The organism is Sphingobium sp. V4, from assembly GCF_029590555.1.
Classification (GTDB): Bacteria; Pseudomonadota; Alphaproteobacteria; order Sphingomonadales; family Sphingomonadaceae; genus Sphingobium.
This window is the reverse complement of the sequence record NZ_CP081001.1, coordinates 1,852,839-1,878,243: the sequence shown is the minus strand read 5'-3', so window position 1 is coordinate 1,878,243 and position 25,405 is coordinate 1,852,839. Positions and strand designations below refer to the sequence as shown.

Annotated in this window: 14 protein-coding genes; 12 read left to right on the top strand and 2 right to left on the bottom strand. The window is 65.6% G+C overall.

Going from position 1 to position 25,405, the window contains the following annotated elements; genetic code table 11:
• Window positions 1–111 precede the first annotated feature (111 nt).
• The 9 genes from K3M67_RS09270 to K3M67_RS09230 all read left to right on the top strand — a co-directional run bounded on the left by K3M67_RS09270 (window position 112) and on the right by K3M67_RS09230 (window position 17,711).
• Window positions 112–2,439 (top strand): glycoside hydrolase family 3 N-terminal domain-containing protein, encoded by a 2,328-nt coding sequence (locus tag K3M67_RS09270; protein ID WP_502958902.1) that lies wholly within the window; start codon window positions 112–114, stop codon window positions 2,437–2,439.
• The gene (locus K3M67_RS09265; RefSeq protein WP_285831340.1) at window positions 2,436–4,805 is read left to right on the top strand and encodes a glycoside hydrolase family 3 N-terminal domain-containing protein; all 2,370 of its coding nucleotides are present in this window, start codon (window positions 2,436–2,438) and stop codon (window positions 4,803–4,805) included. The genes K3M67_RS09270 and K3M67_RS09265 overlap by 4 nt, the downstream gene beginning before the upstream one ends.
• Before the next feature lie 70 nt (window positions 4,806–4,875).
• Window positions 4,876–6,087: a D-mannonate dehydratase ManD gene (gene manD, locus K3M67_RS09260; RefSeq protein ID WP_285831339.1), complete on the top strand. Its 1,212-nt coding sequence runs from the start codon at window positions 4,876–4,878 to the stop codon at window positions 6,085–6,087.
• A 148-nt stretch (window positions 6,088–6,235) separates the two neighbouring features.
• Window positions 6,236–7,519 carry an MFS transporter gene (locus K3M67_RS09255; RefSeq protein ID WP_285831338.1) on the top strand — a complete coding sequence of 428 codons (1,284 nt, stop codon included), beginning with the start codon at window positions 6,236–6,238 and terminating at the stop codon, window positions 7,517–7,519.
• On the top strand, window positions 7,516–8,937 hold the full coding sequence (uxaC, locus tag K3M67_RS09250; RefSeq protein WP_285831337.1) for a glucuronate isomerase: 1,422 nt from the start codon (window positions 7,516–7,518) through the stop codon (window positions 8,935–8,937). The genes K3M67_RS09255 and uxaC overlap by 4 nt, the downstream gene beginning before the upstream one ends.
• Window positions 8,934–10,394, top strand: coding sequence for a mannitol dehydrogenase family protein (locus K3M67_RS09245; RefSeq protein ID WP_285831336.1), 1,461 nt, complete (start codon window positions 8,934–8,936; stop codon window positions 10,392–10,394). The genes uxaC and K3M67_RS09245 overlap by 4 nt, the downstream gene beginning before the upstream one ends.
• A gap of 16 nt (window positions 10,395–10,410) precedes the next feature.
• Window positions 10,411–13,092: a beta-galactosidase GalB gene (galB, locus tag K3M67_RS09240; protein ID WP_285831335.1), complete on the top strand. Its 2,682-nt coding sequence runs from the start codon at window positions 10,411–10,413 to the stop codon at window positions 13,090–13,092.
• A gap of 139 nt (window positions 13,093–13,231) precedes the next feature.
• Entirely contained in the window at window positions 13,232–16,096 is a 2,865-nt protein-coding gene (locus K3M67_RS09235) for a TonB-dependent receptor (RefSeq protein ID WP_285832919.1), read from the top strand.
• A 388-nt stretch (window positions 16,097–16,484) separates the two neighbouring features.
• Complete coding sequence (locus tag K3M67_RS09230) at window positions 16,485–17,711, top strand: SGNH/GDSL hydrolase family protein (protein WP_285831334.1); 1,227 nt, start codon at window positions 16,485–16,487, stop codon at window positions 17,709–17,711.
• Here K3M67_RS09230 and K3M67_RS09225 read toward each other — a convergent pair.
• Entirely contained in the window at window positions 17,695–18,186 is a 492-nt protein-coding gene (locus K3M67_RS09225; RefSeq protein ID WP_066862806.1) for an Lrp/AsnC family transcriptional regulator, read from the bottom strand. The two genes, K3M67_RS09230 and K3M67_RS09225, sit on opposite strands and share 17 nt — an antisense overlap.
• A gap of 99 nt (window positions 18,187–18,285) precedes the next feature.
• On the opposite strand from K3M67_RS09225, the gene putA reads away from it, so the two are divergent.
• A complete protein-coding gene (gene putA / locus K3M67_RS09220) occupies window positions 18,286–21,888 on the top strand; it encodes a trifunctional transcriptional regulator/proline dehydrogenase/L-glutamate gamma-semialdehyde dehydrogenase (RefSeq protein WP_285831333.1) in 3,603 nt (1,200 codons plus the stop codon).
• Between the two features lie 136 nt (window positions 21,889–22,024).
• Window positions 22,025–24,007, top strand: a complete 1,983-nt coding sequence (locus K3M67_RS09215) for a putative bifunctional diguanylate cyclase/phosphodiesterase (protein ID WP_066862812.1) — start codon at window positions 22,025–22,027, stop codon at window positions 24,005–24,007.
• 19 nt (window positions 24,008–24,026) lie between these two features.
• On the opposite strand, the gene K3M67_RS09210 is transcribed toward K3M67_RS09215, so the two are convergent.
• The gene (locus K3M67_RS09210) at window positions 24,027–24,977 is read right to left on the bottom strand and encodes a crotonase/enoyl-CoA hydratase family protein (protein WP_066862998.1); all 951 of its coding nucleotides are present in this window, start codon (window positions 24,975–24,977) and stop codon (window positions 24,027–24,029) included.
• Between the two features lie 239 nt (window positions 24,978–25,216).
• Between K3M67_RS09210 and K3M67_RS09205 the strand changes: the two genes are divergently transcribed.
• A complete protein-coding gene (locus tag K3M67_RS09205) occupies window positions 25,217–25,396 on the top strand; it encodes a hypothetical protein (protein ID WP_066862815.1) in 180 nt (59 codons plus the stop codon).
• Window positions 25,397–25,405: the final 9 nt, after the last annotated feature.

Here is a 25,405-nt window from a genome sequence, read left to right as displayed (position 1 = left end):
TATCAGTTTGGTCGCGGCAAGCATAAAGATCGCCGCACCGGAAAAATGGAGAGGGGTTTCGTGAACCATAGCAGCAAAATCCTCTGCGCCGTATCGGCGCTGGCGCTTGGCGTGGCGCTGCCCTGCGCGCCGGTTCAGGCCGCGCCGACTGCCGCCGCATCGGCCAGGGCGATCTACAAGGACGCCAATGCGCCGGTGGAGGCGCGTGTGGACGATCTGCTCTCGCGCATGACGCTGGACGAAAAAATCGCGCAGATCACCACCGTCTGGCTCGACAAGGTCAAGATTTTCGACGACCGGCTGCAACTCGATCCCGCGAAGCTCGCCGCGCAATATCCCAACGGCATGGGTCATTTCACCCGTCCTTCCGACGCGAAGGGTGCCGTCAGTCCTCGGGTCGCACCAGGACGCAATCCGCGCCAGACGGTCGCACTCGTCAACGCCCTGCAAAAATGGGCGACGACGCAGACGCGGCTCGGCATCCCGATCCTCTTCCATGAGGAAGGGCTGCACGGTTATGCGGCCGTCGGCGCGACCAGCTTCCCCCAGTCGATCGCCATGGCGTCCTCCTTCGACACCGACATGCTGCGCGAGGTCAACAGCGTGATCGCGCGGGAAATACGTGTCCGTGGCGTGCCGATGGTGCTGTCCCCGGTGGTCGACATCGCCCGCGATCCGCGCTGGGGCCGGATCGAGGAAACCTATGGCGAAGATCCCTATCTGGTCGGGGAGATGGGCGTTGCGGCTGTGGAAGGCTTGCAGGGCGTCGGCCGCAGTCGCGACCTGCGCGATGGCAAGGTGTTCGCCACGCTCAAGCATCTGACCGGCCATGGCCAGCCGGAAAGCGGCACCAATGTCGGCCCCGCGCCGGTGTCGGAGCGCGAACTGCGCGAGAATTTCTTCCCGCCTTTCGAACAGGTGGTCAAGCGCACCGGCATCGAAGCGGTCATGGCCAGCTACAATGAAATCGACGGCGTCCCCAGCCATGCCAATCGCTGGCTGCTCGAAGACGTGCTGCGCGAGGAATGGGGCTTCAAGGGTGCGGTCGTGTCCGATTATTCGGCGGTCGACCAGCTGATGAGCATCCACCATATCGCCGCCAATCTGGAGGAGGCCGCGATCCGTGCGCTCGACGCGGGCGTGGACGCCGACCTGCCCGATGGCCTCTCCTATGCGACGCTGGGCAAATTGGTGCGCGAGGGCAAGGTCAGCGAGGCGAAGGTCGATCTGGCCGTGCGCCGGATGCTGGAACTGAAATTCCGGGCCGGGCTGTTCGAGAATCCCTATGCCGACGCCGCCGCGTCGGAGAAGATCACCAACAATGCGGAGGCGCGCGCGCTGGCGCTGAAGGCGGCGCAGCGCTCCATCACCCTGCTCAAGAATGACGGGATGCTGCCGCTGAAGCCAGAAGGCACGATCGCGGTCATCGGCCCCAGCGCCGCCGTCGCGCGTTTGGGCGGCTATTATGGCCAGCCGCCGCATACGGTGTCGATCCTCGACGGGATCAAGGCGAAGGTCGGTAGCAAAGCCAACATCGTCTTCGCGCAGGGCGTGAAGATCACCGAGAATGACGACTGGTGGGAAGACAGCGTCACCAAGTCCGATCCCGCCGAAAACCGCAAGCTGATCGCGCAGGCGGTGGAGGCCGCGCGCAATGTCGACCGCATCGTCCTGACCTTGGGTGACACCGAACAGTCGAGCCGCGAAGGCTGGGCCGACAATCATCTGGGCGACCGACCCAGCCTGGATCTGGTCGGCGAGCAGCAGGAACTGTTCGATGCGCTGAAGGCGCTGGGCAAGCCGATCACGGTCGTCCTCATCAACGGCCGTCCGGCCTCGACCGTGAAGGTCAGCGAGCAGGCCAACGCCATCCTCGAAGGCTGGTATCTGGGCGAGCAGGGCGGCAATGCCGTGGCGGATGTGCTGTTCGGGGATGTTAACCCCGGCGGCAAGCTGCCCGTCACCGTGCCGCGCTCGGTCGGGCAACTGCCGATGTTCTACAATGCCAAGCCCTCGGCGCGGCGCGGCTATCTGTTCGACACCACCGACCCGCTCTATCCATTCGGCTTCGGCCTCAGCTACACGAACTTCGACCTGTCCGCCCCGCGTCTGGCCGCGACCCGCATCGGCACGGGCGGCAAGACGACGGTCTCGGTCGATGTCCGCAACACGGGCCAGCGCGAGGGCGACGAGGTCGTCCAGCTCTATATCCGCGACAAGGTCAGCTCCGTGACCCGGCCGATCAAGGAATTGAAAGGCTTCCAGCGCGTCACCCTGAAACCCGGCGAAACCCGCACCGTCACCTTCACGATCAGCCCGCAAAGCCTGTGGATGTGGAACGACCATATGCAGCGCGTGGTCGAGCCGGGCGATTTCGAGATCATGACCGGCAACAGCTCGGTCGCGCTCAAGTCCGCCACGCTGACGGTGACGCCATGAGTCTTGCCCGCCGCCAGGCGCTCGGCCTGCTCGCCTCCACGTCGCTCTTCGCGGCGGCTCCGGCGGTCGCAAAGGGGAAGGGCGGTCCGCTCTACAAGGATGCGTCCGCGCCCATCGACCTGCGCGTGCGCGACCTGCTCGCGCGCATGACGCTGGAGGAGAAGGTCGGCCAGATCATCGCGCTCTGGGCGACCAAGGCCGACATCATGGACGACCTCACCTTCTCGCCGGGCAAGGCAAGCAGGGCCTATCCCGCCGGATTCGGCCAGATCACGCGGCCGTCCGACCGACGCGGCGCGCCCAATGGCTCCAATCAGGCGGGCGGCGTCGGCGCGCGCTGGCGCACGCCTGCCGACACGGTCGCTTTCGTCACCGCCGTCCAGAAATGGGCGATCGAGGAAACGCGCCTCGGCATCCCGGTCCTCTTCCACGAAGAATCGCTGCACGGTTACATGGCGACCGACGCCACGATGTTCCCGATGGCGATCGGCCTGGCGGGCAGTTTCGACCGCCAATTGATGCGGGATGTCCAGTCGGTCATCGCCCGCGAAGTCCGTGCGCGCGGCGTCCATCTGGCTTTGTCGCCGGTGGTGGACATCGCCCGCGATCCGCGCTGGGGCCGGATCGAGGAAACGTTCGGCGAAGACCCCTATCTCTGCGGCGAAATGGGCGTCGCCGCCGTGCTCGGCCTCCAGGGCGAGAGCAAGCAACTCGGCCCGGACAAGGTCATGGCCACGCTCAAGCATATGACCGGCCACGGCCAGCCCCAGAGCGGCGAGAATATCGCCCCCGCGCCGATCAGCGAGCGCGAATTGCGCGAAAATTTCTTCCCGCCCTTCCGCGCCGTGGTGCAGCGCACAGGCATCGCCGCCGTCATGCCCAGCTATAATGAAATCGACGGCGTCCCTTCGCATCAGAACACATGGCTGCTTGGCGACATATTGCGCGGCGAATGGCATTTCGACGGCGCGGTGGTCAGCGATTATGGCGCGGTCCACGAACTCGACACCATCCACCATGTCCAGCCCGACCCGGAGGCATCGGCCCGCGCCGCCCTTCGCGCCGGGGTCGATTGCGAGCTGCCCGATGGCATGACCTATCGGACGCTCGTGGAACAGGTCCGCAGCGGAAAAGTGCCCCTCGAAGCGGTCGACATCGCCTGCACGCGCATGTTGACGCTCAAGTTCCGCGCGGGCCTGTTCGAAAATCCATGGCCGCGTCGTGACTATGACGCGCTGACCGGCAATGCGGAGGCGCGTGCGCTGGCCCTGAAAGCCGCGCACAAATCGATCGCGCTGCTCAAGAATGACGGCACGCTGCCGCTCAGCGCCGGCGCGCACAAGCGCGTCGCGGTGATCGGTCCCAACGCCGCCATCGCGCGGCTGGGCGGCTATTCCTCCTTCCCGCGCCAGGCCGTCTCGCTGCTCGATGGCGTCAAGGCGAAGCTCAAGGGCAAGGCGGAGGTCGTCCATGCACAGGGCGTATTCATCACCCAGAGCGAGGACCGATCGGTGGACGATGTGTTCCTGGCCGACCCGTCGAAGAACCGCCAGCTGATCGCGGAGGCGGTCGAGGTGGCGAATGGCGCGGACATCATCCTGCTCGCCATTGGCGACACCGAACAGACCAGCCGCGAAGGCTTCGCCGTCAACCATCTGGGCGACCGCACCAGCCTTGACCTCGTCGGTGAACAGAATGACCTGTTCGCCGCGATGAAGGCGACCGGCAAGCCCGTCGTCGTATGCGCCATCAACGGACGGCCGCCCAGCTATCCCGCCGTGGTCGATGGCGCCAACGCGTTGCTGGAATGCTGGTATCCGGGGCAGGAGGGCGGCACCGCCATGGCCGACATCCTGTTCGGGGACGTCAACCCCGGCGCCAAGCTGCCCGTCACTGTCGCCCGCGACGCAGGCCAGATCCCGATCTTCTACAACCGCAAGCCATCGGCCCGGCGCGGCTATGTGTTCGAGGATATCTCGCCGCTTTTCCCCTTCGGATATGGCCTTAGCTACACGAAGTTCGAGATCGGAAAGCCACGTCTCTCCGCGCCGCGCATCGGCGTGGGCGGGACCGTCACGGTGGAGGTCGATGTCCGCAATGTGGGGACAAGGGCAGGGGACGAAGTCGTCCAGCTCTATGTCCACGACCAGACCGCCAGCGTCACCCGGCCGATCAAGGAATTGAAGGGCTTCGAACGCATCACGCTTGCGCCGGGCGAGAGCAGGACCGTGCGTCTGGCGCTCGGCCCCGACGCCTTCAGCTTATGGAATCTCGACATGGAGGAGGCGGTCGAACCGGGCCTGTTCGACATCATGGTCGGGCCGGACAGCGCCGCGCTCCAGTCTGTCACGCTGGAAATCGTCTGATTGGTCAGGCCAGTATTGACGAAAAGGCAGATTGCATAGATATTGGCTTTACCAATTTACGGAGTGTCCGATGCCCATCATTACCGGCGCCAAGGTGATCGTCACGTCGCCCGGCCGCAATTTCGTGACCTTGAAGATCGAGACGGCTGAAGGCGTTTACGGCCTGGGCGACGCGACGCTCAACGGCCGCGAACTGTCCGTCGCCAGTTATCTGACCGATCATGTCATTCCCTGCCTGATCGGCCGGGACGCGCACCGGATCGAGGATATCTGGCAATATCTCTACAAGGGCGCCTATTGGCGTCGCGGCCCCGTCACCATGTCGGCGATCGCCGCCGTCGACACCGCGCTCTGGGACATCAAGGGCAAGGTCGCGGGCCTGCCGGTCTATCAGCTTCTGGGCGGCGCGAGTCGTGAAGGCGTCATGGTCTATGGCCATGCCAACGGCACGACGATCGAGGATACGGTGAATGTCGCCCTGGAATATCAGCGGCAGGGCTACAAGGCGATCCGCCTCCAGTGCGGCGTCCCCGGCATGGCATCGACCTATGGCGTGTCGAAGGACAAATATTTCTACGAGCCGGCCGACGCCGACCTGCCGACCGAAAATGTCTGGAACACCAGCAAATATCTGCGGGTCGTCCCCGAACTGTTCAAGGCCGCGCGCGAGGCGCTGGGCTGGGACGTTCATCTGCTGCACGACATCCACCACCGCCTGACCCCGATCGAGGCGGGGCGTCTCGGCAAGGATCTCGAACCCTATCGTCCCTTCTGGCTGGAGGATGCGACCCCGGCGGAAAATCAGGAAGCCTTCAGGCTGATCCGCCAGCACACCACGTCGCCGCTGGCCGTGGGCGAGATTTTCAACTCGATCCATGACTGCCGCGAACTGATCCAGAACCAGCTGATCGACTATATCCGCGCCACTGTGGTCCATGCCGGCGGCATCAGCCACCTGCGCAAGATCGCCAACCTCGCCGACCTGTATCAGGTCCGCACCGGCTGCCACGGCGCGACCGACCTGTCGCCGGTGTGCATGGCCGCCGCGCTGCATTTCGACCTCAGCGTGCCGAACTTCGGCATCCAGGAATATATGCGCCACACCGAGGAGACGGATGCGGTCTTCCCCCATGCCTATACATTCGCCGACGGCATGATGCATCCGGGTGACAAGCCGGGGCTGGGCGTCGATCTCGATGAGGAACTGGCCGCCCAATATGAATATAAGCGCGCCTTCCTGCCGGTGAACCGGCTCGAAGACGGCACCATGTATAATTGGTGATGGATATGTTGGGCCTACTGTCCCTCTCCCAACGGGAGAGGGAAGGAGCCGCGCAGCGGCGGGAGGGTGAGGGCGATCTGCACCTCCTCCCCACCCTTCCCACGGCCTGCGGCCGCGGGCCCCTTCCCTCTCCTGGGAGGAGCGGGCTATGACCACCATCTCAAAACCCTCCGGAAAGGTCCGCTGGATCGTCTGCGGCCTGCTGTTCGCGGCGGTGGTGCTCAGCTATATCGACCGCCTCGTCCTGCCCACGCTGAAGCCCGATCTTCAGGCCCGCTATGGCTGGAGCGAGCGCGGCTATGCCGACCTCGCCATCTGGTTCCAGGCGGGCTATGGCATCGCCTATGTGTTTTTCGGTCGCCTGATCGACCGGGTCGGCGCGCGGGCGGGCTATGCCATCGCCGTGTCCTTGTGGACGCTCGGGCATGTCGCGCACATCTTCTTCACCTCGACCGCCGGGATGCTGTTCGCGCGCATTCCGCTGGCGATCGGGGAGGCGGGGACGTTCCCCGCCGCCATCGCCGCGACCAATGAATGGTTCCCCAAGAAGGAACGGGCGTTCGCCATCGGCATCTTCAATGCCGGGTCGAATGTCGGCGCGATCCTGACGCCTCTGGTCGTCCCCATCATCGCCGTCACCATGGGCTGGCGCTGGGCCTTCATCCTGACCGGCCTGCTGACCGTGGTCTGGCTCGCCGCCTGGCTGACCTTCTACCGTCGTCCGCGCGAAAAGAAGAGCCTGACGGCCGAGGAACTGGCCTGGATCGAAACCGATCCGGTCGAGGAAAGCCGCCCCGTCAAATGGGCGACACTGTTCCGCCATCGCCAGACCTGGGCCTATATGGCCGGCCGCTTCCTGATCGATCCGGTCTGGTGGACCTTCCTCTTCTGGCTGCCCGATTTCTTCAACAAGCAATATGGCGTGAAGATGCTGGACTTCGGTCCGCCGCTGATCGCCGTCTATCTTCTGGCCGATGTCGGTTCGGTGGCGGGCGGCTGGGCCTCCTCACGCTTCATGGGCCGGGGCTGGAGCGTCAATCGCGCGCGCAAGAGCGCGATGTTGCTCGCGGCCCTCTGTGCCGTGCCGATCGCCTTCGCCACCCATGCGCCGTCCATGTGGGTGGCGGTCGGCCTGATCGGCCTGGCCTGCGCCGGGCATCAGGGCTTTTCCGCCAATCTCTATGCGCTGCCCGGCGACGTATTCCCGCGCTGGATGGCCGGGTCGGTCGTGGGGCTTGGCGGCCTGGCCGGTGCGATCGGCGGGATGCTGATGGCGAAATTCGCCGGCACCATATTGGAAACGGTCGGCAGCTATGGTCCGATCTTCGCGGTGGCGTCCTGCGCCTATCTCGTCGCACTTTTGACTATTCATCTCATAATTCCGCGCTATCAGGTCGTTGCCACCGGTGGCACAGCCGGCCTAGGAGCATGATCTTGACCAAACCGCTTCGCCTTCACCCTGATCGCCTGTTCCCGTCGGACCCGACCACGCGCGACATCGCCCGCAGGCTCTATGCCACGGTCAAGGATCTGCCGATCGTCAGCCCCCATGGCCATACCGATCCGCGCTGGTTCGCCTATGACGAGCCTTTCGCCAATCCCGCCGACCTGCTGATCGTGCCGGACCATTATGTGTTCCGTATGCTCTACAGCCAGGGCGTGAGGCTGGACGAACTGGGCGTGCCCACCATCGACGGCAGTGCGACCGAAAGCGATCCGCGCGCCATCTGGCATCGCTTCGCGGCCAACTATCACCTGTTCCGCGGCACGCCCTCGCGCATGTGGCTGGACTGGGTCTTTGCCGAGGCGTTCGGCATAGACGTGCGGCTGGAGCCGGCAACCGCCGATCATTATTACGACATCATCGACGCCGCGCTGAAGACCGACGCCTTCCGTCCGCGCGCGCTGTTCGAGCGTTACAATATCGAGGTCATCGCCACGACCGAAGGGCCGCTCGATCCGCTCGACCATCATCGCGCGATCCGGCAATCCGGCTGGGGCGGCAAGGTCGTCACCGCCTATCGCCCCGATCCGGTGCTCGACCCCGATGATCCCAAGTTCATCGACAATGTGCAGCGTTTCTGCGCCATGGCGGGCGAGGATGCAGGCAGCTATGCCGGATACCTCCGCGCCCATGAAAAGCGCCGCGCCGATTTCCGCGCGGCGGGCGCGACCTCGACCGACCATGGCCACCCGTCCGCCTTCACGGCGAACCTGCCGCGCGCGGAGATCGAGGCGCTCTATGCCAGGGTGACGACCGGCCCGGCCACGCGCGAGGAAGCGGAGCAGTTTCGCGGCCATATGCTGACCGAAATGGCGCGCATGTCGATCGCCGACGGCATGGTGATGCAGCTGCATCCCGGCGTCCACCGCAACCATAATGACGCGGTGCGCGCGCGCTTTGGCAGGGACAAGGGGGCGGACATACCGACCGCCGGCGAGTTTGTGCAGGCATTGAAGCCGCTGCTCGATCTCTATGGCAATGATCCGCGCCTGACCCTGATCCTCTTCACCCTGGACGAGGATGTCTATTCGCGCGAGCTCGCGCCGCTGGCGGGTCATTATCCCGCGCTCAAGCTGGGACCGCCCTGGTGGTTCAACGACAGTCCCGAAGGGATGCGCCGTTTCCGCGAGCGCGCGACGGAGACGGCCGGCTTCTACAATACGGTCGGCTTCAACGACGACACCCGCGCCTTCCTCTCCATTCCGGCGCGCCATGACGTCGCACGCCGCATGGATTGCGGCTGGCTCGCCCAGCTTGTCGCCGAACATCGGCTGGAGGAGGATGAGGCGTTCGATGTCGCGCGCGCGCTGGCCTATGACCTTGTGAAAACGGCCTACAAGCTGTGACCCGCCTGTCCTCCGCCACACTGGCCGGGCTGCCGGCCGATGTCGTCCGCCCGGCCTATGGCCGCGCCGCCGTGACATGCGGCGTCGTCCATATCGGCATCGGTGCCTTCCATCGCGCGCATCAGGCGGTCGTCTTCGACGATGCCCTGAACGCGGGCGACCTGCGCTGGGGCATCACCGCCGCGTCGCTGCGCTCGCCCGCCGTGCGCGACCAGATGGCGCCGCAGGACGGCCTCTACACCATGTTGGTGCGCGACGGGGCAGCCGAGCAGGCGCGGGTGATCGGCGCGGTCCAGCGCGTCATCGTCGCGCCGGAAGAACCGCAGGCGCTGCTCGCCGCGCTAACGTCGCCCGACACCCATATGGTGACGCTGACCATCACGGAGAAGGGCTACAAGCTCGACCCTGCGACCGGCGCGCTGATAGAAAGCGACCCGCAACTCGTTGCCGATATCGCCTCGCTGGAAAGCCCGCAGACCGCGCCCGGCTATCTGGTCGCGGCGCTGGCCATGCGCCGCGCGGCGGGCCTGCCGCCCTTCACCGCGATCAGCTGCGACAACCTGCCGCACAATGGCACGCGGCTGCGCGACGCGGTGATCGCGCTCGCCCGTCGCCATGACGCCGGGCTGGCCGACTGGATCGCGGGGGAGGGGGCGTTCCCCCAGACCATGGTCGACCGAATCGTCCCGGCGACCACGGCGGAGGACATCGCCACGCTCACCGCGCGCATCGGCGTCGAGGATCAGGCGATGGTCAAGACCGAGCCCTTCCTGCAATGGGTGATCGAGGACCGTTTCTGCGGCCCGCGCCCCGAATTCGGCGCCGGGGTTCAGGTGACGCAGGCGGTCGCCCCGTGGGAGGAAGCCAAGCTGCGCCTCCTCAACGGATCGCACAGCGGCATCGCCTATCTGGGCGGCCTCGCTGGCATCGACCATGTCCATGAAGTGCTGGCCCTGCCCGAGGCGCGGCGGTTCGTGGAGGCGCTGTGGGACGAGGCGGAAACCACCCTGTCGCCCCCGCCGGAGCTGGACGTCGCCGCCTATCGCCGCGAGCTGATGGCTCGTTTCGACAATCCGACGCTGCGCCACCGCACGCGCCAGATCGCGATGGACGGCTCGCAGAAGCTGCCCCAGCGCCTGCTCCACAGCATCGCCGCGCGGCTGGCGGCAGGGCAGGGGATCGACGCCCTGTCGCTCGCCGTCGCCACCTGGGTCCGCTGGCAGGCGGGCGTGGACGATCAAGGCGCGGCGCACAAGGTAGACGATCCGCTGGCCGATGCCATCGCCGCCGCACTCGCCGGAGCCGCATCGACCGAGGACCGCGTTGCGGCAATCCTCGCCTTCGACGCGGTCGTGCCGCCCGACCTCGCGACCAGCGCGCCGTTCCGTGCGGCACTCGTTCGCTGGCTCGCCATCCTCGAAACCGAAGGCGCGCGCGCGGCGCTCGCCCGGCTCTGAAAGCGAAAGGCGCGCCATGAAGCCCATCCGCACGCTCCTGCTGGCATCCTGCCTGCTGACCCCGGTCGCCTCCGCCACGTCGCCGCGCGAGAGCATGTCCATCAGCAAGGACTGGCGCTTCACCAAAGGCGACCCGGCGGGCCTCACCACCGACCTGCGCTATGACGTGCGCCCACCGATCGAGGATACGGGCGACGGCAAGCTGGCCGACGCGCGCCCCGACGCCGCCGTGAAGGTGGACGACAGCGGCGCGAAAGTCCTGAAGCCCTGGATCCTTCCCAGCGCCAATCCCTTCATCAACGATCCGGCCAAGCATCATGTCCGCCCCGCAGGCAATCCCGGCGGCGACGTGTCCTATGTGCAGGCGAATTTCGACGATAGCGCATGGACCCCTGTCGACCTGCCGCATGACTGGGCGATCACGGGCCCCTTCATCACCGAAGGCCCCTATGGCGGCATGGGCCGCCTGCCCAGCTGGGGCATCGGCTGGTATCGCAAGACGCTCGACATTCCCGCCAGCGCGAAAGGCCAGTCGATCTTCCTCGATGTCGAAGGCGCCATGTCCTACGCCACCGTCTGGCTCAACGGAAAGCTCGTCGGCGGTTGGCCTTATGGCTATAACAGCTTCCGCCTCGACCTGACGCCCTATGCGTTGCCGGGGGCCAGGAACCAGCTCGCCATCCGCCTCGACAATCCGGCCGCCTCGGCGCGCTGGTATCCGGGCGGCGGCCTCTATCGCGACATCTATCTGACCACCACGAACAAGGTTCATGTCGGCCAGTGGGGCAGCATCGTCCGCACGCCCAGAGTCAGCAAGGAGCAGGCGACCGTCGACCTCAGCCTGACCCTCGACAATGACGGCGACACCCAGGCGCAGGTCGAGGTCGCGACCGCCCTTTACGCGCTCGACGCGAAGGGCAAGCGCATCGGCGGCCCTGTCGCCAGCATCGCCCGCCAGTCCGCCACCATCGCCCCCGGGGCGAAGGCGGTGCTGAACGGCTCCACCATCCTGTCGAATCCGCGCCTTTGGGGACCGCCACCCACGCAGGCGCCCAACCGCTATCTCGCCATCTCCACCGTGACCCAGGGCGGGAAGGTCATCGACAGCTATGAAACCCGCTTCGGCGTGCGCGACATCCGGTTCGATCCCGACAAGGGCGTGATCGTCAATGGCGAGCATATCCCCCTGCGCGGCGTCAACAATCATCATGATCTCGGCGCGCTGGGCGCCGCCTTCAACGCCCGCGCCGCCGAGCGCCAGCTCGAAATCCTGCGCGACATGGGTGCCAATGCCGTGCGTATGAGCCACAATCCGCCGGCGCCCGAACTGCTCGAACTCACCGACCGGATGGGCTTCCTGGTGATGGACGAAGTGTTCGACAGCTGGGAAAAGAAGAAGACGCCGCACGATTTCCACCTGATCTTCCCCGACTGGCATGAGGCCGACGCCCGCGCCATGCTGCGTCGCGACCGCAACCACCCCTCGATCATCCTGTGGAGCATCGGCAACGAGGTCGGCGAACAATATGACGGGGAGGCCGGCGCGAAGATCGGCCGCGAACTGGTCGCCATCGCCCATGAGGAAGACCCGACCCGTCCCGCCACCAGCGCAATGAACTTCGCCAAGGCCGACATGCCGCTGCCCGCCGAAATGGACGTCATCAGCCTCAACTATCAGGGCGCCGGGATACGCGGCATAGTGGGTCAATATCCGGCCTTCCGCGCGAAATTCCCGGACAAGGTCATCCTGTCCACCGAAAGCGCCTCCGCTCTCTCCAGCCGTGGCGAATATATGTTTCCCGTCGCAGGCGCGATCAGCGGTCCGGTGCGCCCCTGGTCGGGCGGCAATCCCGACACGCATCAGGTGTCCGCCTACGAGATGCACGCCGCCGACTTCGGCTCCTCGCCCGATCGTGTCTGGGCGGCCGATGACCAGAACCCTTACGTCGCGGGCGAATTCGTCTGGACCGGGTTCGACTATCTCGGCGAACCCACGCCCTATTATAGCTCGCGCAGCAGCTATTCGGGCATCGTCGATCTCGCCGGTTTCCCCAAGGACCGTTTCTGGCTCTATCAGGCGCGCTGGCGGCCGGACCTGAAATTCGCCCATATCCTGCCGCACTGGACGTGGCCTGATCGTGTCGGCCACATCACCCCCGTCCATGTCTTCTCCTCTGCGGACGAGGCGGAACTGTTCGTCAACGGCAAGTCGCAGGGCAGGGTGAAGAAGCGCGACTATGAATATCGCTTCCGCTGGGACTATGTCGTCTACGAACCTGGCGAGGTGAAGGTCGTCACCTGGAAGAAGGGTCAGCCCTGGGCGACCGAGACCGTCCGCACGGTGGGCGCAGCGGCCAGGCTGTCGCTGACCGCCGACCGGTCCGCCATCGCCAGCGACGGCCGCGACCTCAGCTTCGTGACGCTCAAGATACTGGACAAGGACGGTCATGTCGTCCCCGCCGCCAAGCAGAAGATCGACTTTTCGATCGAGGGGCCGGGGGAGATCGTCGCCACCGACAATGGCGATCCGACCGACATGACCGCCTTCCCCTCGCATCAGCGGGATGCGTTCAACGGACTCGCCCTGGTGATCGTGAAGGGCGATCCCGCCCGATCCGGCCGTATCGTGGTGCGCGCCCGCAGCGCCGGGCTGGCAGACGCGCAGGTCGAGATCGCCGCCGCACGCCGGGGCCGATAACCGGACTATACCGTTACCATAAACGCCATGCGCATATCTTGACAAAAAGCACGCGGCGTTTAATGAAGTGAAATTGATAGCGCTACCAGTTGGAGCCCACCGGAGAGTCGGGGGCGGCGCTCAGGGAGAGGGAATGACCATGTCTTCACGCCACCATCATTTTCGTATTGCGTTGTTCGCCGCTTCGGCGCTCGGTTCGCTGACGCTGGCCCAGGCCGTCGTCGCGCAGGATGCCGCGCCGCAGGCCGATGCCGTCGCCGCCGCCCCGCAGGATAGCGACGTCGCTGACATCGTCGTGACCGGCATCCGCGGATCGCTCCAGAGCGCGACCAATGCCAAGAAGGACGCGGTCGCCTTCGGCGACTCCATCTTCGCCGAGGATATCGGCAAGCTGCCCGCCACAAACCTTGCCGAAACGCTGAACCGGATGCCGGGCGTCCGCCTCAACCGCGACATCAACGGCGAAGGCACGCAGGTCGCCATCCGCGGCCTCGGCCCCAGCTTCACCCGCGTCCTGCTCAACGGCTCGCAGCTTCAGGTCGCGTCGGACGGCGGCACCAACGGCGGCAGCGCCAACCGCGAAGTCGATCTCGACTTCTTCCCGTCCGAACTCTTCACCCGTCTCGACCTCGCCAAGAGCCCGTCGCCTTCGACGCTGGAAGGCGGCATCGCCGGCACCGTCAACCTGCGCAACGCGCGTCCCTTCGACAAGCCGGGCACCCATGTCACCGTTGTGGCGCAGGGCCAGTATACCGACAATAACGACAAGATTTCCCCGCGCGGCGCGATCGTCGCCAGTCACACCACCGACACGTTCGGCATCCTGCTCGGTGTCGCCGGGGTCAAGACCAAGACCCGCGTCAACGGCTTTGAATCGGTCGGCTGGACCGACGGCAATCTCGGTGCCGGCGATCCGGGCGGCAATAATTTCTCCTGGGCGTCGGTCGTCCCGCGCAACGCGGGCCATGGCCTCGTCGCCGGCCAGCCGGTCGATGTGGTCGCGACCTCGGGCCTGACCCGCGACCAGCTGAGCACCGCGCTCATCCCCCGCCTCGGCCGCCCCAGCCTGACCGATGGCACCCGCTCGCGCATCTCGGCCCTGGCGTCGCTCGAATGGCGCCCCAGTGACGAACTGCACTTTGCCCTGGACGGCATCTGGGCCAGGTCGCAGCGCGACTATACCAAGGTCAACATGAACTGGCAGGTCCGCAATTCCGGCCCCGGCACCAGCGCGCAGTCGACCGGCGGCATGATCCCGATCGACCTGACCGTCGATGACAATGGAGTCGTGACCAGCGGCACCTTCGCCAATTCGTCCTTCTTCCTCGAAGCCAGCCTGTTCAAGCAGACGACGAAATTCTGGAACATCAACCCCAGCCTCAGCTGGCAGCCGACCGACGATCTGAAGGTCGATCTTTCCGCCAACTATTCGAAGAGCCGCTTCTTCCGCGAACAGCCGACCTGGGCGTTCCAGACGACGCCGCAGTCGGGCGTGGACGTCTATTATGACAATACAGGCGGCGATTACCCGTCGATCACCACCAATCTCGACCTGAACGATCCGAACAACGGCAGCTGGCAATGGTATCGCCAGAATATCCAGCTGGTGCGGCGCAAGACGGAAACCAAGGGCGCGCATCTGGACGTCACCTATGGCGACGATCTGTTCAACGTGAAGGTCGGCGCGGCCTTTGACCAGGCGACCCGCTCGATCCGCGCCTATGACAACAGTTCGCCCTATCAGCTGTCCGTCTGTGGCACCGGCTGCACCGGCGCCACCGGCTCGATCACTACCAGCCAGATTCCCCAATATCTCAAAAGCTCTTCGACAGCCGGCTTCATCGTGCCTGACTTCAATGCCATCAAGCAGGCGACCAACTATGCCAGCTATCGCGACAGTGCGCCGGAAACGCGCGGGGCCGTCACTGGCGGCGCCACGGGCGACATGGATGAAAAGGTGTGGGGGGCCTATTTCGAGCTGAACGGCGTCACCACCATCGCGGGTCGCGATCTGCACATCAACACCGGTATGCGCTACGCCCGCACCGATCAGGAAGTGGTGGGGCCAAGCCAGGTCGGCACCACCATCGTCGATATCACGTCGCGGTCCAAGTACGAGAATTTCCTGCCGTCGATCAACCTGACCTATGATGTCGCCGACAATGTCAAGCTGCGCGCTTCGGCGTCGCGGACGATGACCCGTCCCGACGCGGGCCAGATCCTGCCGGGCATCACATTCTCCGATCCTTCGGCATTGATGGCGACCGCCGGAAACCCCGACCTGAAGCCCTACACGTCGGACAATTACGATCTGGGTGGTGAAATCTACACTGGCGGCATCGGCTATGTCGGCCTTTCGGCATTCATGAAGAATATCCAGGGCTTCACCGTCACCACCTCGAACGAAGTGTCGTTCGGCTCGCTCAACATTCCGTTCGACAGCCTGTTGTCGACCCAGCAGAATGCCCTGAACGATCGCGCGGCGGCGACAGGGGTTTCGGTCAGCAACTTGCCGATCACCGTCAACCGGCCGGTCAACCTGAGCGATCTCAAGATCAAGGGTCTGGAACTGACTTGGGTCCAGCCGCTCGACTTCCTGGTCAAGGGGCTCGGCTTCTCGGCCAACGGCACCTATCTCGACCAGTCCTCCTCGTCGGGCCTCGTGGCGACCGGCGTGTCGAAATATTCCTACAATCTTCAGGGCTTCTATGAAAATGGCGGGCTGTCGGTCAGCCTGAACTATGTCTGGAACGACAAGTCGATTGCGGTCAACCGGCCGCAGAACGGCATCCAGAATGCGTCGCTGCGGTCCGACGCCCGCGGCCAGCTCGACCTGTCGGCCGGCTATCAGCTGCCCTTCCTCAACAATGGCGTGCGCCTGACGCTCGATGCGCTCAACATCACCGACGAGCCGATCCGCACCACCTTCGAATATGATAATGCCGCTTATTCGGTCTATTATCCCGGCCGCACGATCATGGCCGGCATCCGGGCCAATTTCTGATCCTCCCCCAGGGACACCTGACAGGGCCGGCCGCAACGCCGGCCCTTTTTCTTGAAAGGACAGTGCTTCCAATGTTGGATTTTATCTGATCTGTCCCGTTCCATGACCCGGCATGGCTCCATCAAATTCTGGCTCTCTGCTGGCCCGATAGACGCGGCGGCGACCCGCCCCGTGACCTGGGCGGCGCGTCGGCGTGACCCTGGGGGCGCGTCGCTGTCGCGTCGCCCTGACCCGCAAGGCGCCTCGGGGGCGCGTGGCCGTGACGTCCCTGGCCTGTCGCCGCCGCGCCGCCGCCGCATTTCCAGGGAAAAGCCCGGAAATGCGAAGCCAGCGACGGTGTGAACTTCGTGGCCATGACCCCCTGATGACCCTGCAAAGGAAGGCGACGATGCGTCTCTCTTTTCTCTTCTGTCTGCCGCTTGTCCTCCTCGCCGCGCCGTCTCAGGCCAGAACCTGCACGCCGGCCTGGGTGGCGGGCTGGGCCTCGTCGCAGTTCCGCCCGACCGGCGATGCGGAACTGCCCGCCGGGACGCTGGCCGACAGGACATTGCGCCAGATCGTCCGTCCCTCCGTGTCGGGCGACCGGCTCCGCGTCCGCTTCTCCAACCTGGCCGGCACCAGGCCGCTCCGCATCGCCGGCGCCAGCATCGCCCGCGCCAAGGTCGCTGCCGCGCCCACGGTCGATCCCGCGACGCTCATCTCGCTCCGCTTCGACGGCGCGCCGGAGGTCATTATCCCGCCCGGCGCGGACTATCTGTCCGATCCGGTCGCGCTGCCGGCCAGGGCGCTCGATCATATCGCCGTCTCGATCCGCTATGATGGCGAGCCGGAACAGACCGCGCATCCCGGCTCGCGCGCCACCTCCTGGCATCTGCCGGGCGATCATCTGACCGATCCGGCGATGGCTGGGGCCGTCAGCTTCGATCACTGGTTCCATCTCGCCGGGCTGGAAGTCGAACGCTGCTTGCCCTCGAAGCTGATCGTCGCGCTCGGCGATTCCATCACCGATGGCAAGGGGTCCACCACCAATGGCAATGATCGCTGGACCGATCGGCTGGCGGAGCGGCTCCAGGCCGATCCCAAGCGCCGCGATATCGCCGTCGTCAACCAAGGGATCGGCGGCAACCGCCTGCTCGACGACGGGCTTGGTCCCAATGCGCTGGCGCGGCTGGACCGCGACGTGCTGGCCCAGCCGGGCGTCACCCACCTGATCCTGCTGGAAGGGATCAACGACCTTGGCACCCTGACCCGCGACGCGCCGGTTGGCGAGGGCGCGCACAAGGCGCATGTCGCCCGCATCATCGGCGCCTATCGTCAGATCATCGCCCGCGCCCATGGCAGGGGCGTGAAGGTGATCGGCGCCACCGTCATGCCCTTCGTCGGCAACGACTATTATCATGCTGATGCCCGCAATGAGGCGGACCGGCAGGCGGTGAACGCGTGGATCAGGACGCCGGGCCATTTCGACGCGGTAGTGGATTTCGACCGCGTGACCCGCGATCCGGCGTGGCCCGACCGGTTGCTGCCCGCCTTTGACGGCGGCGATGCGCTCCATCCCTCGCCGGGGGGCTATCGGGCGATGGGGGATGCCATTCCGCTCAGCCTTTTCGACTGACCCTCTTGTGCCCCGCCTCCAGCACCGTCTCCATCGCGACGAAGGTGGATGTGCTGGCGACATGGGGCAGGGCGCTGATCTTTTCGCCCAGCACGATGCGGTATCGCCGGATGTCCGCCGTCCGAACCTTCAGCAGATAGTCGAAATTGCTCGCCAGCATATGGCATTCTTCGACCTCCGGGATGCGCCGCACCGCCGCGTTGAACTCGCCCAGCGCCGCTTCCCGCGTGTCGGACAGCTTCACCTCGGTAAAGGCGATATGGTCCATCCCCAGTTTTGCCGGATCGACGATCGCGCGAAAGCCGCGAATGACGCCTGCCTCCTGCAAGCGTTTCAGCCTGACCTGGCAGGGCGTCTTGGACAGGCCGACCTGGGCGGCCAGATCGGTGACGGTCATGCGGCCGTCATCGACCAGCGCGGCGATGATCCGCCGGTCGAAATCATCCAGTTCGACGGATTTTGGCATATTTTCCATGCCATCTGCCTAGCAGGGGCCATGTAATAAGTCACTTCGTCCGATTCATGGGTCTGGATAAGGCGGAACGACATAAGGAGTTGGATTATTCTGACCGGCATGACCGACCAGCCCCCCTTTGCCGCCTTCGCCCCCGCCATCCGCCAGCCCACCCCGCTGCGCGAGGCGATCACTGCCGCCTATCGCCGCGACGAGGCGGAGGCGCTGGCGCCGCTGATCGCCGCAGCGACCCTGCCGGAAACGACGAGGGCTGCCATTGCGGATACCGCCCGCACCCTCGTCACCGCGCTGCGCGCCAATCACAAGGGTAGCGGCGTGGAAGGGCTGGTGCAGGAATATGCGCTCTCCAGCCAGGAGGGCGTCGCCCTGATGTGCCTTGCCGAAGCGCTGCTGCGCATCCCCGACACCGCGACGCGCGACGCGCTGATCCGCGACAAGATCGCCGACGGCGACTGGGGCTCGCATCTGGGCGGCGACAAGTCGCTGTTCGTCAACGCCGCCACCTGGGGGCTGGTCGTCACCGGCAAGCTGGTCGGCAGCGTCGATGATCGCGGCCTGGGCGCGGCGCTGACCCGCCTCGTCGCCCGTGCCGGCGAACCGGTCATCCGCCGCGGGGTGGACCTTGCCATGCGGATGATGGGCGAACAGTTCGTCACCGGCGAGACGATCAGGGAAGCGTTGAAGCGCGCGAAGGACATGGAGGCCAAGGGCTTCGCCTACAGCTACGACATGCTGGGGGAGGCGGCAACCACCGCCGCCGACGCGAAGCGCTATTATGCCGATTATGAACAGGCGATCCACGCCATCGGCAAGGCATCGGCCGGGCGCGGCATCTATGCCGGGCCGGGCATCTCGATCAAGCTGTCGGCCCTCCACCCGCGCTATGTCCGGGCGCAGGCGGATCGTGTCATGGGCGAGCTGCTCCCCGCCGTGAAGCAGCTGGCGCTATTGTCGAAAGGCTACGACATCGGCCTCAACATCGACGCGGAGGAGGCCGACCGGCTCGAACTTTCGCTCGATCTGCTGGAAAGCCTCGCCACCGATCCCGACCTTGCCGGCTGGAACGGCCTTGGCTTCGTGGTGCAGGGCTATGGCAAGCGCTGCCCCTTCGTCATCGACTGGATCATCGATCTCGCCCGCCGCGCCGATCGCCGCATCATGGTGCGGCTGGTCAAGGGCGCCTATTGGGACGCGGAGATCAAGCGCGCACAGGTCGATGGCCTGACCGATTTTCCGGTCTACACGCGCAAGGTCCATACCGACGTCGCCTATGTCGCCTGCGCGCAAAAGCTATTGGCCGCGTCTGACGCCGTCTTCCCGCAATTTGCGACGCACAATGCCCAGACGCTTTCCACCATCTACCATCTCGCCGGCCCCGATTTCGCGATCGGCGACTATGAATTCCAGTGCCTGCACGGCATGGGCGAGCCGCTCTACGAACAGGTAGTCGGTGCGGGCAAGCTGAACCGCCCCTGCCGCATCTATGCGCCGGTGGGCACGCATGAAACGTTGCTGGCCTATCTCGTTCGCCGCCTGCTGGAAAATGGCGCGAACAGCAGCTTCGTCAATCGCATCGCCGATCCCGAAGTCTCGGTGGAGGAGATGATCGCCGACCCGGTCGATGTCGTGCGCGCCATGGCCCATCCCGGCAATCGCCACGACCAGATCGCGCTGCCGGCCCATCTCTATCCCGACCGCCGCAATTCGGACGGCCTCGACCTCAGCAATGAAACGACGCTCGCCAGCCTGGGCGAAGCGTTGCGGCATAGCGCCACGATCGCCTGGACCGCCGCGCCGGAAGGCCGCATGCACCCGTCGCACACCGTGTTCAATCCCGCCGATCATCGCGACGTGGTGGGGCGCGTCACCGAAGCAACGGCCGAGGAAGCGCGCGCCGCGGCCATCTGCGCCGCCGCGTCGCGCTGGCCCAACAGCCCGGTCGCCGATCGCGCCGCCGCGCTGGATCGCGCCGCCGACTCGATGCAATCGCGGATGCCGGTCCTGCTTGGGCTCATCGTCCGCGAAGCCGGTAAGTCGCTGCCCAATGCGATCGCCGAAGTGCGGGAGGCGATCGACTTCCTGCGCTACTATGCGGCGCAGGCCCGCAGCACCTTCGGCCCCGCGCAGGTCGCGCTTGGCCCCGTGACCTGCATCAGCCCCTGGAACTTCCCGCTCGCCATCTTCACGGGTCAGGTCGCGGCCGCGCTGGTTGCGGGCAATCCGGTGCTGGCCAAGCCGGCCGAGGAAACCCCGCTGATAGCCGCCGAAGCCGTCCGCCTGCTGCACGAAGCCGGCGTGCCCGCCGACGCGCTGCAACTGCTCCCCGGCGACGGGCGGATCGGCGCGGCGCTGGTGGCCGCGCCGCAGACCGCCGCCGTCATGTTCACCGGTTCGACAGAGGTCGCCCGCCTGATTCAGCGCCAGCTTTCGACCCGCCTGTCGCAGGCCGGCAGGCCGATCCCTCTGATCGCCGAGACCGGCGGCCAGAATGCGATGATCGTGGATTCCTCCGCGCTCGCGGAACAGGTGGTGGCCGACGTCATCGCCTCTGCCTTCGACAGCGCGGGCCAGCGCTGTTCGGCGCTGCGCATTCTCTGCCTGCAGGAGGATGTCGCCGACCGGACGCTGACCATGCTCAAGGGCGCGCTGGCGCAATTGCGGATCGGCCGCACCGACGCGCTCAAGGTCGATATCGGCCCGGTCATCAGCGCTGAAGCGCGCGATGCGATCAACGCCCATATCGACGCCATGGCGGCGCTCGGTCGCAAGGTGGAGCAGAGCGTGCTGCCCGCCGAGGCGAGGCACGGCACCTTCGTCCCGCCGACGATCATCGAGATCGACAGCATCGCGGACCTGAGCCGCGAGGTCTTCGGTCCCGTCCTCCATGTCCTGCGCTTCCGGCGCGACCGGATGGACGCACTGGTCGATCAGATCAACGCCACGGGCTATGGCCTGACCTTCGGCCTCCATACCCGGCTGGACGAGACGGTCGCCCGCGTGACGAGCCGGGTGCGGGTCGGCAACATCTATGTGAACCGCAATGTGATCGGCGCGATCGTCGGCGTCCAGCCCTTCGGCGGCTGTGGCCTGTCGGGGACCGGGCCGAAGGCGGGCGGGCCGCTCTATCTCGGCCGTCTGGTCGCCACCCCCCCGGTGTTCGCGGAGCGCGTCAGCCATCTGCGCTCCCCGCTCCATGCCTTCGCCGACTGGCTCGACGCACAGGGGGAGGGGGAGGCCGCCATCCAGGCCCGCCGCACCGGCGATGCGTCGGCGCTCGGCGTCGAACTGGCGCTGCCCGGTCCGGTGGGGGAAAGGAATCTCTACGCGCTGCATCCGCGCGGCCGCATCCTGCTGCGCCCCGCCACGCGGCAGGGGCTGTTCCGCCAGATGGCGGCCGTCCTCGCCACCGGCAATCATGGCGTGGTGCAGGGCATGACCATCCCGCCGGGCCTGCCCGCCGAGGTTGCAGCCTGTTTCGGCACGGACGCGACCGGCCATTATGCCGCCGCGCTGGTCGAGGGCGACGCTGCCAAGATCGCGGCGACCGCGCAGTGCGTCGCTGATCTGCCCGGCCCGATCGTATCGGTCCATGCCGACGATCATGGCCATGGCTATTGCCTCGACTGGCTACTGGAAGAGCAGTCGACGTCGGTGAACACCACGGCCGCTGGCGGCAATGCCAGCCTGATGATGATTGGGTGAACCAGGCGGCGCGTAAAGCCTTGGCGAGGTCGTTTTACCTGTCCAGTTCGGTGTCGGTTTTTTCGCCCTGCCGTTCCGGTTAACGAAAAAATAAAGGGAAAATGCGAAGACCGGGTGGAATTGGAGACCTGCCGATTTGCGCGCCCTGAAGACATTGCTGGAAAAATGGGTGCAGCGACCGGCGCAGGATGCGGACGTGCGTCGCAGCCTGATCGAATCGCTCTATGCGTCGCCGGCCTCGCTGACGATCGGTGCGGTGACGGGCGTGGCGGTGGGACTGGTCGTCGCCAGCCTGTCCGACGGCGCGGCGATTCATGGCGTCGTCACCTTGCTCTGCATCGTCGCCACGCTGCGCGTCATCTCCGCCGTCTTCTTCCATCGCCAACTGGTGCGTGGCACGGCCGTCGCCTCGCGCGGCTGGGAACTTGCCTATGAACTGGGCGCCTGGGCCTATGCCGGGCTGCTGGGCCTCATGGCTTTCGTGACGCTGATCGGATCGGACAACAGCGTCATCCACATGCTCACCGTATCCATGGCGACCGGCTATGCCGGCGGCATTTCCGGCCGAAATGCCGGCCGTGTCCAGATCGCGATCGGGCAGGTCTGCCTGACCCTGCTCCCCACGGCCACCGGCCTCTGGCTCGAAGCATCGACCGGCTATCGCGTCCTGTCGGTGGCGATGGTGATGATGGTGCTGGGCCTCGCGGAGATCAGCTCGACCACCCATCGCATCGTCGTCCAGGCGCTGCTGGGCAAGCGTGACAAGTCGTTGCTGGCCGAAAAGTTCGAGCGGCTCGCCCGGTTCGATAGCCTCACTGGCCTGGAAAACCGCATGGCGATGCAGATGCGCCTGCGCGAAATCTTCCAGACCAGCCAGAAGCGCAACGATGCGGTCGCGATCCTGTGGATGGACCTCGACCGGTTCAAGGAAATCAACGATTCGCTGGGCCATATGGTCGGCGACCAGTTGTTGCGAGCCGTGGCGGAACGACTGAACGAGGTCGTGCAGGAAAGGGGACGGATCGCGCGCTTCGGCGGCGACGAATTCGTCATCATCTGCCCCGATACGGACCGGGTGACGGCCGCCGGCATCGCCCAGGAACTCATCACCTATTTCGCCCATGGCTTCGACCTGGGCGACAATCATCTCCAGGTGACAGCCTCGATCGGCTATGCCGTCGCGCCGCAGGACGGGCGCGACATGGACGAGCTGATGCAGCACGCCGATCTCGCGCTCTACGAAGCCAAGGGCGAAGGTCGCAACCGCTCGGCCAGCTTCAACTGGTCCCTCAAGGAACGGTTCAACCGCATCCATGAGATCGAGACGGGCCTGCGCCGCGCGCTCGACGCTGGCGAACTGAAGCTGCTGTTCCAGCCGATCGTCGACCTGGCGACCGGGGAAATCGACGCCTGCGAAGCGCTGCTCCGCTGGGACCATCCCGTGCTCGGCCCGATCCCGCCCTCGGAATTCATCCCGATCGCGGAGAATATCGGCATGATCGAGGCGATGACCGGCTGGGTGCTGCGTCAGGCCTGCATTGCCGCCGCCTCTTGGCCGGGCGAGGCGCGGATCGCCATCAACATCTCCCCCGCATCGCTCAAGTCGGAGGAACTGCCCGATCATGTGATCGCGGCGCTGCTGGAAACCGGGCTGTCGGCGCGCCGACTGGAACTGGAAGTCACCGAGTCGATCTTCCTGGACGACAGCGGCCAGACCAATGCGATATTGCGCGAATTGCAGCGCATCGGCCTGCGCCTGGCGCTCGACGATTTCGGCACCGGCTATTCCTCGCTCTCCTATCTGCGGTCCTATCGGTTCGACACGCTCAAGGTGGATCAGAGCTTCATGGCCGGGGTCAGCGCCAATGCAGAGGATCGCGCGATCGTGCGCGCCATTGGCAATCTGGCGCGCGACCTGTCGATGGACACGGTGGCCGAAGGCATCGAGACGCAGGATCAGTTGCACCACGCTCGGGAAGCCGGCTTCACCAATGTCCAGGGCTATCTGTTCAGCCGCCCCGTGCCCAGCGAACGCATCGCAGAGATGATCGCCGCCGGCCCGCTGGAGGGCGCAGAGCGCCCCGATCCGATCGTCCAGACGCGCCGCCGCCGCGCCTGAAGCGGCGTGGCCTCACTGTTCAGCGCAACCGCGTCTGCGCAGCCGCCAGCCGCCGCATCATGCGCAGGTCGCGATCCGACAGCGACAGCGCCGTTTCCGTCCACATCTCGACGATGTCTGTCAGTTCGGCCAGAGTCATCGGATTGACCCGGCGTCCGGCGCGGTTGATGCCGACATAGCCGGCATGATGCGCCATATGGTCCCTGATCCAGCGGGCCGTCGCGGCTTCGCCTTCGCCGGTCTCGACCACCTGGGTGACGATACCCATGTCGTACATCTCGTCGGCGGTGTAGATGCGTCCATCGGCGATCATCTGCCGCGCCAGCACCGGTCCCACGCGGCGTTGCAGGATGGAATAGGCGCCCATGCCGGGGAAGAGTCCGAACAGCACTTCGGGCAGGCCGAAACGGGCCTGCCGTTCCGCGATGATGACGTCGAAGCACATCAGCGCCTCCAGCCCGCCGCCCAGCGCGTCCCCCTGGGCCAGGCCGATATTGATGATGTTCATGTCGTTGCAGTGCCAGATGCGGTCGACGATCTCGCAGCAGGCGACGCCATATTTCAGCAGCGTCTCGCGGTCGCGGCGCTGGATGCACTCGGCGAACATCTCCAGGTCGCCGCCCAGGTTGAACACACCGGGAAAGCGCGATCCCAGCACCATGAACTTGAGCATTCCGCCTTTGTCGCCGAACACGCGGCGGCTCTCGCGCTGCCAGGCCATGGTGTCGCGAATCAGGCCCAGGTTGGAATTGGGCCGTTCGATCGGCGTCATGAAGGCCCAGAGCGTCGCCAGATCCGCATCCCAGCGAACGTCGATCTGACCCAGATCGAACAAGGTCGACTGGGCGCTGTCGTCCGGAAGCAAGGTTTCCGCAGCGGAAATGTCTGCCGGAAAGCGCTCTGACGCATAGTCGCCCGCGGTCATTTCGGACGCCTCGCGTGAAGGATTAAACCGTCCTGAATCAATCATCTGCGCCCCCGTTTTTTCATCAAGCATGAACTGAACAGGCTGGATGGCAGGATGCAATCAACCGGCGTAGGCTGAATAGTGCGTTAACCATTTTTATTCCGAACTGTTGCAAAGGGGCAGCCCCAAATGCCGCCAAATCGGAGATAATGTGGCGCAATTGCCACAAGCGTCGCTCTGGCGGAGGTCTTGGCGGGGCCGGTAAAGGGCTTTGTTAACCTTTGTTTCTTACTGCTTTTTCCATGAACGGACGCTCCCCCTCGCGGAAACAGGTCACGCTGATGCTGCATGATGAGGCCGGCTCTGCCTGGCCGCTGCGCGTTTCGGCCGACTGCCTGCGCTTCATCGGTCCCTATCGCCGCGTCAGGGGTTTCAATATCGACGCGATGGCGCTGTTCGACGGGGTTCGCAGGGCCGGTTGATACCCCCGC